Raw genomic sequence first — 14,103 nt, forward strand, 5'->3', positions numbered from 1 at the left:
CTCAGGGAACCGAGACGCAGCCGACGCCGGGCACGCAGCCTCCGCCGCCGCCGGGTCCACCACTGCCGGTGGGGCCGCCGGGGATGGAGCCGCCGCCGCCGCCGGGCCCGCCGCTGCCGGTGGGTCCGCCGGGGATGGAGCCGCCGCCGCCACCGGGCCCGCCGCTGCCGGTGGGTCCGCCGGGGATCGCACCGCCGCCACCGTCGGCGCCGCCGCCACCGGTCGCACCGCCGGGGGCGGTTCCGGTCCCGCCGCCCGGAGCCGGGCTCGTGCTCATCGACGGCGCGGTGCTCGTCGACGTCGGCGCCGTGGTGGTGGCGCTGGTGGTCTCGGTGGTGCTCGACGTGCTGGTCGATTCACCGCCGTCACCGCCGCCGCAACCCACGGCGAACACGAGCAGGGTCGCACCGCCGAACACGGCGAGAGCGGTCCTCGGATGGGATTTCATGGGCCACCTGACTGTCGAAGGGTGTCCCGCTGGTACCCGAGCGCCGTGCGCTCGAAACGCCCGGACGGTTCGTCAGGCCGAGGGGGCGGCGTCGCTGTCGTCGCCCCGCGCCGACGGTGCCGCCGAGGACGTCGACGCCCCGGCGCTTCCTTCCGAACGCTCCACACCGGCGGCCTGATCGTCGGCCGACGCGCCGGACGCGGCCTCACCGCCGGCGCCGGACGTCGACGGCGCCGAGGCGTTGGCATCGTCGGACGCGGCGGGCTGGTCCTCGTCGGCGTGGTGCCCTCCGCTCGCAGGAGCGGCGGGGCGGTCGTCGTCGGTGGCCGCAGGCGGGGCGGCAGGCTCGGGATCGTCGGCCGGCGCGGTCACCGTCACCGTCGGCGATCCGAGGTCCGGGACCACGGCCGGACCTGCCACCGGCCTCGGCGACGCCGGGGCTGAGGACGAGATGGTGTCGCCGATGCCCTGCAGCGAATGGATCAGGTAGTCGACCGGCCCGGAGATCTGCTCGGAGACAGGCGCTTCCACCACCTTGCCCAGCAGCCCGAAGTACTCGTCGTGCTGTCCGTCGACGCGGCCGTTGAGCAGTCCGTCGGCGATGCGGCCCGGAACGTTGAGCAGCCCGCTGACGGCGTTGACGAGGTCGAGGTCGGCGAACGCCTTGACCACGTCGGTCATCGCTGCGCCGGCGGCGAGCACGCCGCTGACCAACGGAAGTGCCAACCGCACCAGCATGCTGCTCGCCGTCTCGAACGGTTCCCCGCTGCCCACCACCTTCACCAGACCTGCCACCGGCTGGCTGACCGCGGCGACGACGGCGCGCACGAACGCCCCGGGATCGAGCGCGGCGGCCGCGTCGACGACGTCGGCGAGTGCCCTGGTTTGGTTGTCGGCGATGGCACGCACGATGGGGAGAGGATCGGCGAGATACTCGCGGACCAGGTCATCGGCGTGGGACGCCGAGCGCTGCAGCACCTGCGGGTAGTACTCGAAGGGGCTGGGCGCTTCGTCGACCAGCACAGCCGCATTCTCTACGCGTACTTCGGATTTCGCGGCCGGCTCGAGCGGGGCCACCGTGACGGCGCCGACACCGACGATCGCCACAGCCGCCGTGAGCCACGGACGGACGGACTTCGGCATGTCGCACCCCCTGCTGGCGATGACGCGTCGCGCTGCCCCCCGCATTTCGCGACCAGTGGTCATCTCTGCGCAAACTAGCATGTCTGCAGGTCAGAGGGCGATCGATTACCGCGTGTCGGGCACGCGGGACGGTGTGTCGGCGGTGCGGCCCCGTGGCCGGCCCGAGTCGACGCCCCGCCCGGTACCCTTCGGGCCATGACCGCAGAAGCGATCAGAGGTGTCCGGTGAGCGCGGGGCTGTTCGCCCTGCTCGACGATGTGGCGGCGCTGGCCCGATTGGCGGCCGCCTCGGTGGACGACCTGGGCGCCGCGGCGGGCCGGGCGACGGCCAAAGCCGCAGGGGTCGTCATCGACGACACGGCGGTCACCCCGCAGTACGTGCACGGCATCACCGCCGACCGGGAACTGCCGATCATCAAGCGCATCGCCATCGGCTCCCTGCGCAACAAGATCGTCTTCATCCTGCCGGCGGCCCTGCTGCTCAGCCAGTTCGCGCCGTGGGCGCTCACCCCGATCCTGATGCTCGGCGCGACCTATCTCTGTTACGAGGGCGCCGAGAAGGTCTTCGGCCGTCTTCTCGGCCACGCAGCCCATGACACTCCGGCAGCGGCCGAAGGGCCCGACGCCGAACGCTTCATGGTCACCGGCGCGATCCGCACCGACTTCATCCTGTCCGCGGAGATCATGGTCATCGCGCTCAACGAGGTGGCCGATCAATCGTTCTGGCCGCGACTGATCATCCTGTTGATCGTCGCGGTGGTGATCACCGCGGCGGTGTACGGGGTGGTCGCCGGCATCGTGAAGATGGACGACGTCGGGCTGAGCCTGACGCAGCGATCGAGCGGACTGGCCAAGAAGATCGGGCGCGGCCTGGTGGCGGGAATGCCGAAGTTGCTGAGCTTCCTGTCGGTCGTCGGCACGGCCGCGATGCTCTGGGTCGGCGGCCACATCCTGCTCGTCGGCACCCACACTCTCGGCTGGCACGCCCCCTACGGGCTGGTCCACCACGCCGAGGAGTACGTGCACCACGTCGGCGGCGTGGGCGGCGTGCTCGCCTGGCTGGTCAACACCGCCGCATCGGCGGTGATCGGACTGATCGTCGGCGCGCTGGTGGTCGGCATCGTGTCGGTGCTGCCGTTCGGCAAGAAGAAGTCGCACGCCTGAGGCGTGCCGGCCGTCACTGCGGGAACGGCGCGAACCGCACGTCGTAACCGGTTTGGCGCCGGGCGAGTTGGGCGGCCCGCTCCGCCGCGGTGAAGGCGGGGGTGCCGGCCGGGAGCACGTCCGGAAGCTTCTCGAGTGGCACGAGCACGGCCCGTACGGTCGGTGAGTTCGGCGAGGCGGGGTCCAGATCCTGGAAGCGCAGCGACAGGGTCCCCCGGTTCAGTCCGCCGGTCGACACCCAGTTCTCCACGCCGGGGTCGGTCGGCGAGATCACCAGCGTGTATGTCCCGTCGGCGTTGGGCCGCGCCTGGGCGTTGTTCAGGCTCGTCTGCTCATTGCGGTAATCGCCGGTGATCGTCCACAAGTCGGTCACGGGCACCGTGAAGTACCCGGCATTGCCGGGATCGACGGTGACGACCAGCGCCTCGTCGTCGGAGATGTCGAAGTAGCCGGCACTCTGCAACTGGGTGGCCAGGAACTCGGCGTTGCGCGACGGGTCCCGCAGCACGTTGGGGGCGACGCGCTCACCCGTCTGTGGATCGGTGGTGGCGACCTTGATGTAGGTCGCCTCGCGGGACAGGCCCAGCGCCATCACGACCGCCGTCAGCGTGCCGCGCAGGAACCTGGGCGGGTTCTTCATCGGCGGGATCACCGACACCAGCGCGGTGAGCAGACGGCTGCTGCTCACGGCCGGGCCGATGACCGGGATCGCGAAACCTCCGAGCTGGGCGAACAGGCTGTCCCGCGGCCCCGACACCCGTTCGACCGACAGCTCCATCGGAGGCTGAGAGTTCCAGTCGGACAACGTGTTCCGTACGGCGATCAGCGTGGAGTCCGCGGTCAGCTGCAGATGGTTCCCGCCGCCGGGCGCGGCGGGATCGCCGCTGAGCGTGATCGTGAACCTCCCCTGGTCGTCGATCTGCAGATCGCGCGCGCTCAGCACCGCGGCGGTCGTGCCCGACAACCCGGTCAGCACGCTGAACGTGGTGTCGGCGGGCATATCGCCGGTGAAGCGTCCGGTGAGCACGTAGGTCGAGGTCTTGTTGACTGCGGTGAACCGGTAGATGGTGTCCGGGTTGTCGTAGAGGATGCGCGAACCAGGCACCTCGTTGCCGTACCAGGTGTGCGGAGGCGCGACCTGCGCGACGACCGTCGGTCGCATCGGGTCGAGCAGCTGCTGCTGGAACGCCGCGCCCATCGCGTACTCGTCGACGGCTTTGTCGAGGCGGGCGAGGTTCTCGGCGTCGACGCCGCCGTCGTACTCCTGTTCGGCGGTGCGGAGCCAGGCCTTCCGGAGTACCCGCTTCATCACCTTCACCGGCAGGGTCTGGACGGTCTCGGCGGCCACCTGCTCGGCCTCCAGCTGCTGCTCGGTGCCCAACGGCGACGCGCTGTCTGCGGCGTCGATGCCGAGTTCGCGGCGCGCCGCCCCGGCCAGGGCCCACACCGCGGGAGACGCATCCGGGGTGGCCGGGCGCGACGGGGCGTCGTCGGCCGACGTCCTGGTCAACCGGGCGCGCGGCCGCAGCGGCACGTCGGCACGGTCGGACTGCGTCCTGGCCTGATGCCTCTTCGGACGACTCTGCGGGCCGGCGTCCCGGTCCGCGGTCCGGGAGTTCGAGGCCGACGTCGACGCCGCCGCGGTGTCGTCGGCGACCGCGACGCCGGGATGCTGGGCGATCGCCACGCCGATACCGAGCGCGACGGCCAGTGCGCCGACCCGCCCGATGACCTGTGCCGACAGTTGCTGAGTGCTGGCCACGGCGTCGTCCTCTCCGAGCGCTGCGGGAGCCGAAGCCGCCGCAATCAACGGGCCACCCCCGCGGACACGGTAACGCCCGTCTTTGCCGGCGGGGCACCGAATGCGCAGAAAAGCAGGTCAGTCCTCGCTGCTGTCCCGGTCGGCGAGATAGGCCAGCAGATGCGCGTCCGCACTGGTGAAGCGGGCCGCCTCCTCGCCGCCGTCGCACCGCAGCAGCGCGACCGTCACCGACTCGGCCGAGCGGTAGAGGACCCGCCACACCGCGCCCGCGTCCTCCCAGCGCTGCAGTTCGGCGACGCGGTCCATCACCTCACCCTGCCACCGTAGGCTCCGGGTGTGCACGCGGGTTCTGCCGTCGCGGCCGCGGCGACGTTCATGTGGCTGGGCATGGTGTTGGCGATCTCGTTCCTCGAGGCGCCGCTGAAGTTCCGCGCGCCGGGGGTCACCCTGCAGGTGGGACTCGGCATCGGGCGCCTGGTGTTCCGGGCGCTCAACGCCTGCGAGGCGGTGCTCGCCGTGGTGGTGATCGCCGGCCTGCTGGTGGGGCGCACCGCTGCGGCCGCCGTCGTGGCCGCCGCCGTCGCCGTGGCGATGCTCGCCGTCCAACTGGTGTTCGTCCGTCCCGCGCTGACCCGCAGATCGGATCGCGTGCTCGCCGGCGCGGACGGGCCCCGCTCGCGCGCGCACCTGGTCTACGTCGGCGCCGAGGTGGTGAAGGTGGCCGCGCTGATCGTCACCGGCGTGCTGCTGTTCACCGCGGCAGCGTAGGCGACCCGGCCGCCGGCCACTGCGCTAGGCTCTGCGGTCACGATGAGTGACGTCCTGCCGATCCTGCCGCGCGAGCTGACCGACCTCGATGACGACGTTCGTGCAGTGCCGGCGCCGCCGGTCCCGGATCTGGCCCCGCCCTTTGCGATTCGCGCCGCCGACCCCGACGCGGACGCGGACATGATCGCCGAGTGGATGAACCGCCCGCACCTCGCCGAGGCGTGGGAGTACGACCGGCCGGCGCACTGGTGGCACGGCTATCTGCTGGCACAGCGGGCAGGCACGTACTCGCGCCCGCTGATCGGCAGCTACTCCGGTGTTCCGTACGGCTACGTCGAGGTCTACCGCGCAGCCAAGGACTCGATCGCACCCCGTTACGACGCCGATCCGTATGACCTCGGGTTGCACGCTGCGATCGCCGACGTGGACGTCGTCAACCGCGGTTTCGGCCCGATTCTGTTGCCACGGTTGGCCGCCAGCTTGTTCGCGATCGAGACACGCTGCCGCAGAATCATGTTCGACCCGGACCATCGCAACGCGGGCGCCCGTCGGTTGTGCGAGTACGCCAAATGCGAATTCCTCGGCGAACATCAGATGAGCAACCGGCGGATGGCGCTGTACGCCCTGCACCGCCCTACCGCGCCGCGTCCCTGACCATCTCGGCGTAACCGTCGACGTCGGGCTTCATCCCCGCGGCCACCAGCTCCCACAGCACCTCGTCGGTGCCCCCGCCGACCCGCGCCAGCTTCATGTCCCGCCACCACCGACCCAGCGGCGTCTCATCGACCAGGTATCCCGAACCGCCGAAGAGGTGCATGCATTCGGAGAGCACCTCTTCGCCCAGTCGTGCGGCGGTCACCTTCACCGCCGCCGCCGCACGCAGATCGAGCCGGCCGGCCGCGGCGATGCCGTCGAGGCCGTGCCGCAGGAGGTCCACGCGCGCCTGCAGGTCGGCCATCCGCATCCGCAGCGCCTGATGCTCGAAAAGTGTCGACCCGAACTGCCTGCGCGCCAACATGCGGGCGTGAGTGACGCCCAGCACCCGCTGACACGACGACGCCACCTGCCCCGCGATCGACATGCGTTCGTGGGCCAGTCCCCACGAGATCGCGGCGAGCCCGGTGCCCGCCCGCGCGACCAGATGATCGGCGGCACCCATGTGTCGATGTGCACGGCCGCCGTGTCCAGGGGGCCCGCACCGACCTTGCGCCACGGGGTCTGCACGTCGACCTGCGTGGTCGGGACCGCGATCACCAGCACGTTGCCGTGCCTGCTCGCGGGGTCCGCGTCGACGCTGCGCGCCACCACCATGATGTGATCGGCAATGGGGGACAGGGACACGAACTTCTTGATGCCCTGGATCGCGAAACCTTCGCGCTGGCTGCGCACCTCGGTCTCGACGATCTGCAGGTCCGAGCCTCCGGACTCCTCGGAGGCGCCGATGCACAGCACCGCCTCGCCGTCGATGGCCTGTTCGCAGATCCGCTGCAGGTGAGCGGATCTGCCGAAGCGGCGCAGGATCGCGATCGCCGAGTCGTGCAGGCTCACGCCCACCCCGATGCCCGCCGATCCGAGGCGACCCAGCGCGAACGCGAGCGCATTGAGCCTCGCGACGTCGGGATGCTGGCCGCCCTCGGCGGGCCCCCACTTGCCGCGGAACACTCCGTGGGCGCCGAGATATTCGATCAGCTCCCGCGGGAACCGTTCGGCGGCTTCGGCTTCCGCGGTCCACGTAGTCACCTGGTCGTCGAAGACCCGGCCGAGAAGGGTCTGGTAGCCGGCCAGGTCCATGTCGAGGTGCGTGGTCATGCGCGGGCCGCCTCGAGGTTCTGCCGGACCTGGAGCCGCCGCAGCTTGCCCGACGACGTCCGCGGCAGTGAGCCCGGCGCGACGAACACCACCTCGGCCGGCACCACGCCACACTGGGCGGCGACGCGTGCCACCACGTCCCGGCGCGCCGCGGCTTCGTCGGGTCCCCGGAATTCCGCGGCGATCAGCAACCCCTGACGTGCGCCGTCCGCGCCGACCGCCACCACGGCGCCGTCGCGCACGCCGCGCACCTGTGCGGCGATCCGCTCGACCTCCGTGGGGAAGATGTTGCGGCCGGCGACCGTGATGAGCTCCTTGACCCGTCCGCACACCACCAGCCCGGCGGCGTCGAGGTAGCCGAGGTCCCCGGTACGGAACCAGCCGTCCATCGGTTCCTGCCCGAGGTAGCCCGACATCATCGATGTGCCGGAGATCTCGATCTCGCCGACCTCGCGGTCCCCGCTCGTGGCGTGGTCGCCTGGGACGATGCGTATCCGCATCCCCGGGATGGGCCGCCCCAGCACGGCGTGCCGGCGCGCGGATCCCGTTGCCGGGTCGACGGTCTCGTCGACGATCAGTCCGGTGCCGGGGACAGGTGCGGTGACCGCGCACGTCGCCTCGGCCAGGCCGTAGGAGGGGGCCGCGGCGTGGGCGTCGAGTCCGAAGCGGGCCAGCTCGGTGAGGAACAGCTGGTAGCCCTCGCAGTCGATCGGCTCGCCGCCGTTCAGGGCGAAGCGCACGCGGCCGAGGTCGACGTCGGGGATCCGGCGGGCGTACCTGCCGATCACCGAGTAGGCGAAGTTCGGGGCGGCGGTGAGGGTGGCCCGGCTCTGCGACAGCCACGTCAGCCATCGGAACGGTGAGGCGGCGAAAGCGGCTGTCGGAGCGAGCCATGTCTCGGTGCCACTCATCATGCCGCTCAGCAGGAACACCAGCCCCATGTCGTGGTAGAGCGGCAGCCAGGTGCATCCGACGTCCTCGGTGGGCCGCACGCCCACGTGGTCGATCAGCCCGGTGACGTTGGCCCGCACGGCCTCGGGGGAGAGCGCGGCGGTGCGGGGCACACCGGTCGACCCCGCGGTGCCCTGCAGCACGGCGGGGGTGTCCGCGGGCCCCGGGACCGGCGTGAATGTCGTGGACCGCCTGTCGTGCCCGGCGGTCACCACGTCACCTATCATCTGAGAAGTGCGGGCGGACAACAGCTCTCGCTGGGGTCCGTAACTGAAGATCTGCGAGACGCCGGTCCCGGTGAATCGCTCGAGAGTGGCCGAGGCCCACTGCCGGTCGTCGGCGCCGCGGACGGGCCCGGGAAGGATCGACAGCGCGCGCCCGGCCAGCCAGGCGCCCTGGATGGCGGCGACGAACTCCACGGTGGGCTCGCCCGCCAGTCCGACGGCGCCGCCGGGTCCCGCGGCGATGCGTTCGGCGAGGTTCTCGGCGCGGACGTGCACCTCCTGCCAGGGGTGGCGGGTCCACTGTCCGCTCTCACGGTCGAGCAGGACGAGGTCGTGGGCCGACCGGGTCATCGCCTCGGTCATCGCGGCGGCGAGGCTGCTCACCGGTCCGCGGGCACCTTCGCCGCGATCGCCGCCTCGAGATCGCCAACCGTGTTGCAGGACAACAGATCCTCTTCGGACAGGGCGACCCCGAGCTTGTCCTCGATCGCCACCATCCCGACGGCGAAGGCGACGGAGTCCAGCCCGACGTCGTCGATGAGCCGGGACTCGGGCGTCACGCGGCGGGTGTCGATGTTCAGGTCGTCGCGCAGGATCTCCTCGAGGGCCGCGCTGACGGCGCGCGGGGATGACGTGTCCATGCGCGGGGACGTTACACCGGAAAGTTAAGCAAGGCTATGCTTACCTTGTCGGCCTCAGTCGAGGGTCAGGCTGCCCCTGCGCTCGTCGCCGTTCACCGCGATCAGTGCCGGGATCGGTTCGCAGGTGACCACGCCGTGATGGGCCGTGACCGCGTCGACGATCCCGTAATCGGCGGCCATGGTCGCCGCGGTGTCGACCAAGACCGTCGTGACCGGCACCCGGCGGCCCAGCTGTAGAAAGCGGTCGCCATGCGGGCGCTGCGATCCGCGGAAGCCCCAGAGGCCACGCAGCGCGGTCGCGCCGCCGGCATGGTCGGTCTCGCGCAGAAGTGCCATCAGTGCCCGGTGCACCGGGCGTCCGTCGTGACGGGTGTCCTCGGAGGTGTGCACGGTCAGCTTCTGCACCGGCCAGCTGCGCGGCGGAGTCGCCAGGGTGCGGCCGTCGATCTTGCACACCACGACGGGCCGCAGGCTGAACAGCGGAGAGGCCAGCATGCCGGTGAGCTCGTCGACCGCGGCGAGTGCCTGGGCGCGCGTGCCGATGCCGGTGATGAGAACCGGCACGTCGGTGTTGTGGCTGAAGAAGCGAGCCCGGCGGCGCTCGCCGGCGACGGTGCCGTCGACGCCGAGGAACACGTCGGCGGCGACGAACCCGAGGCGATGCAGCACCTCGCACACCGCCACGTATCCGGGTACCCCGGCGACCGGTTGCTTGCGGCCGAGGTACAGCGAAAGACGCACGGACCCGTCGAGATCGGCGGGGAGCGATCCGGGCAGCAGCCAGGCGCGTTCGAGCGTGATCAGGCCACGTCCGGTCAGGCCGACCGCGGCGTCGGCGAGTGTGCGGATCCGGTCGGGGAGGTCGACGGCGGTGACGGTCACCGGCGGATCCTCCGACAGGGTCAGCGAGCGGTCGGTGCGCAGGACGTGGGTGGTGCCGAAACCGGCGATGCCACGCAGCATCATGCTGGCGGCCACGCGTTCGCGTTCGAACAGGTCGAGCATCGCGTCGGCCAGGAAGCGCCCGCCGCTGCGTTGCCGTTCGGCGAAATAGGCGGTCAGAGAGAGGATTTCGGTCACAGGGCGGCGCCCATGTGTTGTCCCAGCCAGGCCGCGAGGAGACCCAGCGCGACGCTGACCCCGATGTTGGCCGCCGCCGAGATGAGCTGCCGTTCCTCGGCGAGGCGCTGGGTTTCCAGCATCCAGGTGGAGAACGTGGTGTACGAGCCGACGAACGCGGTGCCGGCCAGCAGCGCCACGTGCGGGCTCAGGGCCAGTCCGCCGAGGAGGCCCAGCAGGAACGCGCCGCTGATGTTGACGGCCAAGGTGCCGACGGGGAAGGGTCGCGACACCCGGCGCGACACCGCCTTGTCGACGGTCAGCCGGGCGACCGCGCCCACGCCGCCGATCAGCACGACGCCCAGCCACACCAGTGCCGTCGTCATCGGCGGGTCCGCACCCGGCGCACCAGGGCCGTGGCCAGGTACACGGCGGCCAGACCCGCGACCAGACCCGCCGCGGTGTAGGCGACCGCGAGGCCGTAGTGACCGTGCTCGAGCATCTTCACGGTCTCGACTTGCATCGTGGAGAACGTCGTCAAACCGCCGCACAGGCCGGTGCCCAGCAGCGGCCGCCGGTAACTCGACACCGGCAGGCGTTCGAGCAATCGGGTGACGAACAGGCCGAGCAGGAACGCGCCGACGATGTTCACGGTGAAGGTCGGCCAGGGCCAGCGGGCCGGGTCGGGCACCGCGAGTTCCTCGAGGCCGGCCCGGGCCAGCGTGCCCACCGCGCCGCCGGCGAACACCGCGGCCAGTTCGCGCCGGTCAAGGGGCATGGCCGAAAGTATGCCGATTGCTCACCGGTCCAGTGTTCTGTGGGGGCGGCTGACGGGGCAGAATCGAACCCATGGCGGCGAACCCCCGTGCCGGTAAGCCGGCGCAACCCGAAGACCTCATCGACATCGCTTCGGTGGTGACGTCCTACTACACCGTGATTCCCGACCCGGACGACATCGACCAGCAGGTCGCCTTCGGCACATCGGGCCACCGCGGATCCAGCCTGGATGCGGCGTTCAACGAAGCCCACATCCTGGCCACCACGCAGGCCATCGTCGAGTACCGGGCTGCGCAGGGCACCACCGGACCGCTGTTCATCGGCCGGGACACCCATGCCCTGTCGGAGCCGGCGTGGGTGTCGGCGGTGGAGGTGCTGGCCGCCAACGACGTCGTCACGATGATCGACTCGGCCGGTCGGTACACCCCGACGCCGGCGGTGAGCCACGCGATCCTGTCGTACAACCGCGGTCGTGACACGGCGCTGGCCGACGGCATCGTCGTGACCCCGTCGCACAACCCGCCGCGCGACGGCGGGTTCAAGTACAACCCGCCCAACGGCGGCCCGGCCGACACCGACGCGACGAAGGTGATCGCCGCGCGGGCCAACGAACTGCTGCGCGACGGGCTGCGCGGGGTCAAGCGAGTCCCGCTGGCACGGGCGATGAGCAGTACGCAGCGCCACGACTATCTGGACGCCTATGTCGCGGACCTGCCCAACGTCGTCGACATCCACGCGATCGCGGCCGAGGGCATCCGCATCGGCGCCGACCCGCTCGGCGGGGCCAGCGTCGACTACTGGGGGGCGATCGCCGAACGGCACAACCTCGATCTCACCGTGGTCAATCCGCTCGTCGACGCGACGTGGCGGTTCATGACGCTCGACACCGACGGCAAGATCAGGATGGACTGCAGCTCGCCGAACGCGATGGCGTCCCTCATCGCCAACCGGGAGTCCTATCAGATCGCGACCGGCAACGACGCCGACTCCGACCGGCACGGCGTCGTCACGCCGGATGCGGGGCTGCTCAACCCGAACCACTATCTCGCGGTCGCGATCGAGTACCTGTTCACGCACCGTCCGGAGTGGGCCGCGGAGACGGCGGTCGGCAAGACGGCGGTGAGTTCGTCGATCATCGACCGGGTGGTCGGCGGGTTGGGACGCAAGCTGCTCGAGGTGCCGGTGGGCTTCAAGTGGTTCGTCGACGGATTGGTCGGCGGCACCATCGGTTTCGGCGGCGAAGAAAGCGCCGGGGCATCGTTTCTGCGCCGCGACGGTTCGGTGTGGACCACCGACAAGGACGGCATCATCCTGGCGCTGCTGGCCTCGGAGATCCTCGCGGTCACCGGATCGACGCCGTCGCAGCGGTACGCCGAGCTGGCCGACAAGTACGGTGCGCCGACGTATGCCCGCATCGACGCGCCCGCCAACCGGGAGCAGAAGGCGCGGCTGGCGAAGCTCTCGCCGGAGCAGGTCAGCGCGACTGAACTGGCGGGCGAACCGATCACCGCGAAGCTGACCACCGCTCCGGGCAACGGCGCTGCCCTGGGTGGACTCAAGGTGACGACGGAGAACGCGTGGTTCGCCGCGCGGCCGTCAGGCACCGAGGACGTGTACAAGATCTACGCCGAATCCTTCCGCGGCCCTGAGCATCTCGCCGAGGTGCAGGAGGCTGCCCGGGAAGTGGTGTCGGCGGTCATTTCGTGAGTTCGGTCGCCGACGGCGACTGTCGGGAAGCGACCAAGCCGCGGCTGCCGCGTGAGGTGTGGGTGCTCGTCGCCGCCAACGTGGTGGTGGCGCTGGGCTACGGCGTGGTGGCTCCGGTGCTGCCGCAGTACGCCCGGCACTTCGGCGTCAGTATCAGCGCGGCGACGTTCGTCATCACGGCGTTCGCGGTGATGCGTCTGGTCGGAGCGCCGCCGGCGGGTCTTCTCGTGCAGAGGCTGGGGGAGCGGCGGGTCTACATCAGCGGACTGCTGATCGTCGCCGTGTCGACCGCGGCCTGTGCGTTTGCCCAAACCTATTGGCAGTTGCTGATTTTCCGGTCCCTCGGCGGGGTGGGATCGGCGATGTTCACGGTGTCGTCGCTGGGGCTGATGATCCGCATCTCCCCGGCCGATGCGCGGGGGCGGGTGGCGGGGCTGTTCTCGTCGGGGTTCATGATCGGCTCGGTCGGCGGGCCGATTCTGGGCAGTCTCACGGTGGGGCTCGGCCTGTCGGCGCCGTTCGTCATCTACGGCATCGCGCTGTTGGTCGCGGCGGCGGTGGTGTTCGTCAGCCTGCGCAACTCCACGGTGGTCGGCCGGTCTGACGACGACGACGCGACGCCGGTGTCGTTCCGGACGGTGATCCGGCACCGGGCCTACCGTGCCGCGTTGTTCTCGAACTTCGCGACGGGGTGGGCGTCGTACGGGCTGCGGATCGCGCTGGTGCCGCTGTTCGTCGTGGAGGTGCTCGGCCGGGGGCCGGGCGCGGCCGGGGTGGCGCTGACCGCGTTCGCGGTGGGCAACATCTCGGTGGTCATCCCGAGCGGGTATCTGTCGGATCGGCTCGGGCGCCGCAAGCTGTTGATCTTCGGGCTCAGTCTGGCGGCGGTCTCGACCGCGTTGGTGGGGTTCACGACGTCGTTTCCGGTGTTCCTGGCGGCGGCCTACGTCGCGGGCGCGGCCACCGGGGTGTTCGTCTCGCCGCAGCAGGCCGCGGTCGCCGACGTGGTGGGCAGCAAGTCGCGCGGCGGGACGGCGATCGCGACGTTCCAGATGATGGCGGACTTCGGGTCGATCGGCGGATCGCTGCTGGTCGGTCTCATCGCGCAGTACACGTCGTTCGGGTGGGCGTTCCTGGTCAGCGGGGTCATCCTGGCGGTGGCCTGCATCGGATGGGTGTTCGCACCGGAAACCCGGCCGCGGGTCGCCCGGCAGCGCACCGAGGTCCGCCCGCTCGGCCCGGAGGCCGGCGGCGAATGCCCGTGACCTGGGATTTTGAACGGCAACCCGTCGTGGTGTAGCTTCGATGAGCACAACAATCCGGGGCTATGGCGCAGTTGGTAGCGCACCACACTGGCAGTGTGGGGGTCAGGGGTTCGAATCCCCTTAGCTCCACTCGGAAGTAACGGGTCAGAGGCAGGCGGCAAGTCGCAGACTGGTCTCAGATCTGAGATGCGGTGACGTCTTTGCGTCAGATCATGCTCAAGCGCTGGCCTCACTCCTTCGCCCGCTGGTATGACGTCCAGGACATCATCATCAGATTCGTGTTCTGGCAGAGCTTGATCTCCCTGACCATCCTGACGTCGGTCCTCAGCGCCCCGCTCATCACCTACGTGTTCGAGGGCGAGTGATCCCAGACGGTAGTAGGTAGC

General features: G+C 70.6%; 15 protein-coding genes, 1 tRNA gene and 1 pseudogene. 7 read left to right on the top strand and 10 right to left on the bottom strand.

Features of this window, described 5'->3' with window-relative positions; genetic code table 11:
* Nucleotide 1: 1 nt before the first annotated feature.
* Nucleotides 2-448: a hypothetical protein gene (locus MCHLDSM_RS38225; RefSeq protein WP_048472835.1), complete on the bottom strand. Its 447-nt coding sequence runs from the start codon at nt 446-448 to the stop codon at nt 2-4.
* Between the two features lie 72 nt (nt 449-520).
* Nucleotides 521-1,591 (bottom strand): hypothetical protein, encoded by a 1,071-nt coding sequence (locus MCHLDSM_RS27475; RefSeq protein ID WP_048472836.1) that lies wholly within the window; start codon nt 1,589-1,591, stop codon nt 521-523.
* Nucleotides 1,592-1,815: 224 nt separating this feature from the next.
* Between MCHLDSM_RS27475 and MCHLDSM_RS27480 the strand changes: the two genes are divergently transcribed.
* On the top strand, nt 1,816-2,754 hold the full coding sequence (locus MCHLDSM_RS27480) for a DUF808 domain-containing protein (RefSeq protein WP_048472837.1): 939 nt from the start codon (nt 1,816-1,818) through the stop codon (nt 2,752-2,754).
* A 13-nt stretch (nt 2,755-2,767) separates the two neighbouring features.
* On the opposite strand, the gene MCHLDSM_RS27485 is transcribed toward MCHLDSM_RS27480, so the two are convergent.
* A complete protein-coding gene (locus tag MCHLDSM_RS27485; protein ID WP_048472838.1) occupies nt 2,768-4,516 on the bottom strand; it encodes a DUF1214 domain-containing protein in 1,749 nt (582 codons plus the stop codon).
* 117 nt (nt 4,517-4,633) lie between these two features.
* The gene (locus MCHLDSM_RS27490) at nt 4,634-4,822 is read right to left on the bottom strand and encodes a hypothetical protein (protein WP_048473033.1); all 189 of its coding nucleotides are present in this window, start codon (nt 4,820-4,822) and stop codon (nt 4,634-4,636) included.
* Between the two features lie 30 nt (nt 4,823-4,852).
* Between MCHLDSM_RS27490 and MCHLDSM_RS27495 the strand changes: the two genes are divergently transcribed.
* Nucleotides 4,853-5,284, top strand: a complete 432-nt coding sequence (locus MCHLDSM_RS27495) for a hypothetical protein (protein WP_048472839.1) — start codon at nt 4,853-4,855, stop codon at nt 5,282-5,284.
* Nucleotides 5,285-5,326: 42 nt separating this feature from the next.
* Nucleotides 5,327-5,938, top strand: a complete 612-nt coding sequence (locus MCHLDSM_RS27500) for a GNAT family N-acetyltransferase (RefSeq protein WP_048472840.1) — start codon at nt 5,327-5,329, stop codon at nt 5,936-5,938.
* On the opposite strand, the pseudogene mbtN reads toward MCHLDSM_RS27500, so the two are convergent.
* From mbtN to crcB (MCHLDSM_RS27530), 6 genes and pseudogenes are all read right to left on the bottom strand, one after another.
* Nucleotides 5,919-7,075 (bottom strand): annotated as a pseudogene (gene mbtN, locus MCHLDSM_RS27505) (mycobactin biosynthesis acyl-ACP dehydrogenase MbtN). The gene MCHLDSM_RS27500 and the pseudogene mbtN overlap by 20 nt on opposite strands.
* A 14-nt stretch (nt 7,076-7,089) precedes the next feature.
* Complete coding sequence (gene mbtM / locus MCHLDSM_RS27510; RefSeq protein WP_048472841.1) at nt 7,090-8,652, bottom strand: long-chain-fatty acid--ACP ligase MbtM; 1,563 nt, start codon at nt 8,650-8,652, stop codon at nt 7,090-7,092.
* On the bottom strand, nt 8,649-8,909 hold the full coding sequence (locus tag MCHLDSM_RS27515; protein ID WP_048472842.1) for a mycobactin biosynthesis acyl carrier protein MbtL: 261 nt from the start codon (nt 8,907-8,909) through the stop codon (nt 8,649-8,651). The genes mbtM and MCHLDSM_RS27515 overlap by 4 nt, the downstream gene beginning before the upstream one ends.
* 54 nt (nt 8,910-8,963) lie before the next feature.
* Nucleotides 8,964-9,989: a DUF190 domain-containing protein gene (locus MCHLDSM_RS27520; RefSeq protein ID WP_048472843.1), complete on the bottom strand. Its 1,026-nt coding sequence runs from the start codon at nt 9,987-9,989 to the stop codon at nt 8,964-8,966.
* Nucleotides 9,986-10,354, bottom strand: a complete 369-nt coding sequence (gene crcB / locus MCHLDSM_RS27525; protein ID WP_048472844.1) for a fluoride efflux transporter CrcB — start codon at nt 10,352-10,354, stop codon at nt 9,986-9,988. The genes MCHLDSM_RS27520 and crcB (MCHLDSM_RS27525) overlap by 4 nt, the downstream gene beginning before the upstream one ends.
* The gene (gene crcB / locus MCHLDSM_RS27530; RefSeq protein ID WP_048472845.1) at nt 10,351-10,746 is read right to left on the bottom strand and encodes a fluoride efflux transporter CrcB; all 396 of its coding nucleotides are present in this window, start codon (nt 10,744-10,746) and stop codon (nt 10,351-10,353) included. Before crcB (MCHLDSM_RS27530) ends, crcB (MCHLDSM_RS27525) begins: the two co-directional genes overlap by 4 nt.
* A 71-nt stretch (nt 10,747-10,817) precedes the next feature.
* Here crcB (MCHLDSM_RS27530) and pgm point away from each other — a divergent pair, with 71 nt between their 5' ends.
* From pgm to MCHLDSM_RS38230, 4 genes are all read left to right on the top strand, one after another.
* Nucleotides 10,818-12,452, top strand: a complete 1,635-nt coding sequence (gene pgm, locus MCHLDSM_RS27535) for a phosphoglucomutase (alpha-D-glucose-1,6-bisphosphate-dependent) (protein ID WP_048472846.1) — start codon at nt 10,818-10,820, stop codon at nt 12,450-12,452.
* Entirely contained in the window at nt 12,449-13,717 is a 1,269-nt protein-coding gene (locus MCHLDSM_RS27540) for an MFS transporter (RefSeq protein WP_048472847.1), read from the top strand. The genes pgm and MCHLDSM_RS27540 overlap by 4 nt, the downstream gene beginning before the upstream one ends.
* A 56-nt stretch (nt 13,718-13,773) precedes the next feature.
* Nucleotides 13,774-13,846 (top strand) — tRNA-Ala (locus tag MCHLDSM_RS27545).
* Between the two features lie 62 nt (nt 13,847-13,908).
* The gene (locus tag MCHLDSM_RS38230; protein ID WP_156455035.1) at nt 13,909-14,082 is read left to right on the top strand and encodes a hypothetical protein; all 174 of its coding nucleotides are present in this window, start codon (nt 13,909-13,911) and stop codon (nt 14,080-14,082) included.
* Nucleotides 14,083-14,103: the final 21 nt, after the last annotated feature.

It is taken from the genome of Mycolicibacterium chlorophenolicum, from assembly GCF_001044235.1.
GTDB lineage: Bacteria > Actinomycetota > Actinomycetes > Mycobacteriales > Mycobacteriaceae > Mycobacterium > Mycobacterium chlorophenolicum.

Coding starts and splice junctions, on each gene's coding strand:
- MCHLDSM_RS27475 (WP_048472836.1), bottom strand. CDS start 1,591: ATGCCGAAGTCCGTCCGTCCGTGGCTCACGGCGGCTGTGGCGATCGTC.
- MCHLDSM_RS27490 (WP_048473033.1), bottom strand. CDS start 4,822: ATGGACCGCGTCGCCGAACTGCAGCGCTGGGAGGACGCGGGCGCGGTG.
- crcB (WP_048472845.1), bottom strand. CDS start 10,746: ATGCCCCTTGACCGGCGCGAACTGGCCGCGGTGTTCGCCGGCGGCGCG.
- crcB (WP_048472844.1), bottom strand. CDS start 10,354: ATGACGACGGCACTGGTGTGGCTGGGCGTCGTGCTGATCGGCGGCGTG.
- MCHLDSM_RS27500 (WP_048472840.1), top strand. CDS start 5,327: ATGAGTGACGTCCTGCCGATCCTGCCGCGCGAGCTGACCGACCTCGAT.
- pgm (WP_048472846.1), top strand. CDS start 10,818: ATGGCGGCGAACCCCCGTGCCGGTAAGCCGGCGCAACCCGAAGACCTC.
- MCHLDSM_RS27515 (WP_048472842.1), bottom strand. CDS start 8,909: ATGGACACGTCATCCCCGCGCGCCGTCAGCGCGGCCCTCGAGGAGATC.
- MCHLDSM_RS38225 (WP_048472835.1), bottom strand. CDS start 448: ATGAAATCCCATCCGAGGACCGCTCTCGCCGTGTTCGGCGGTGCGACC.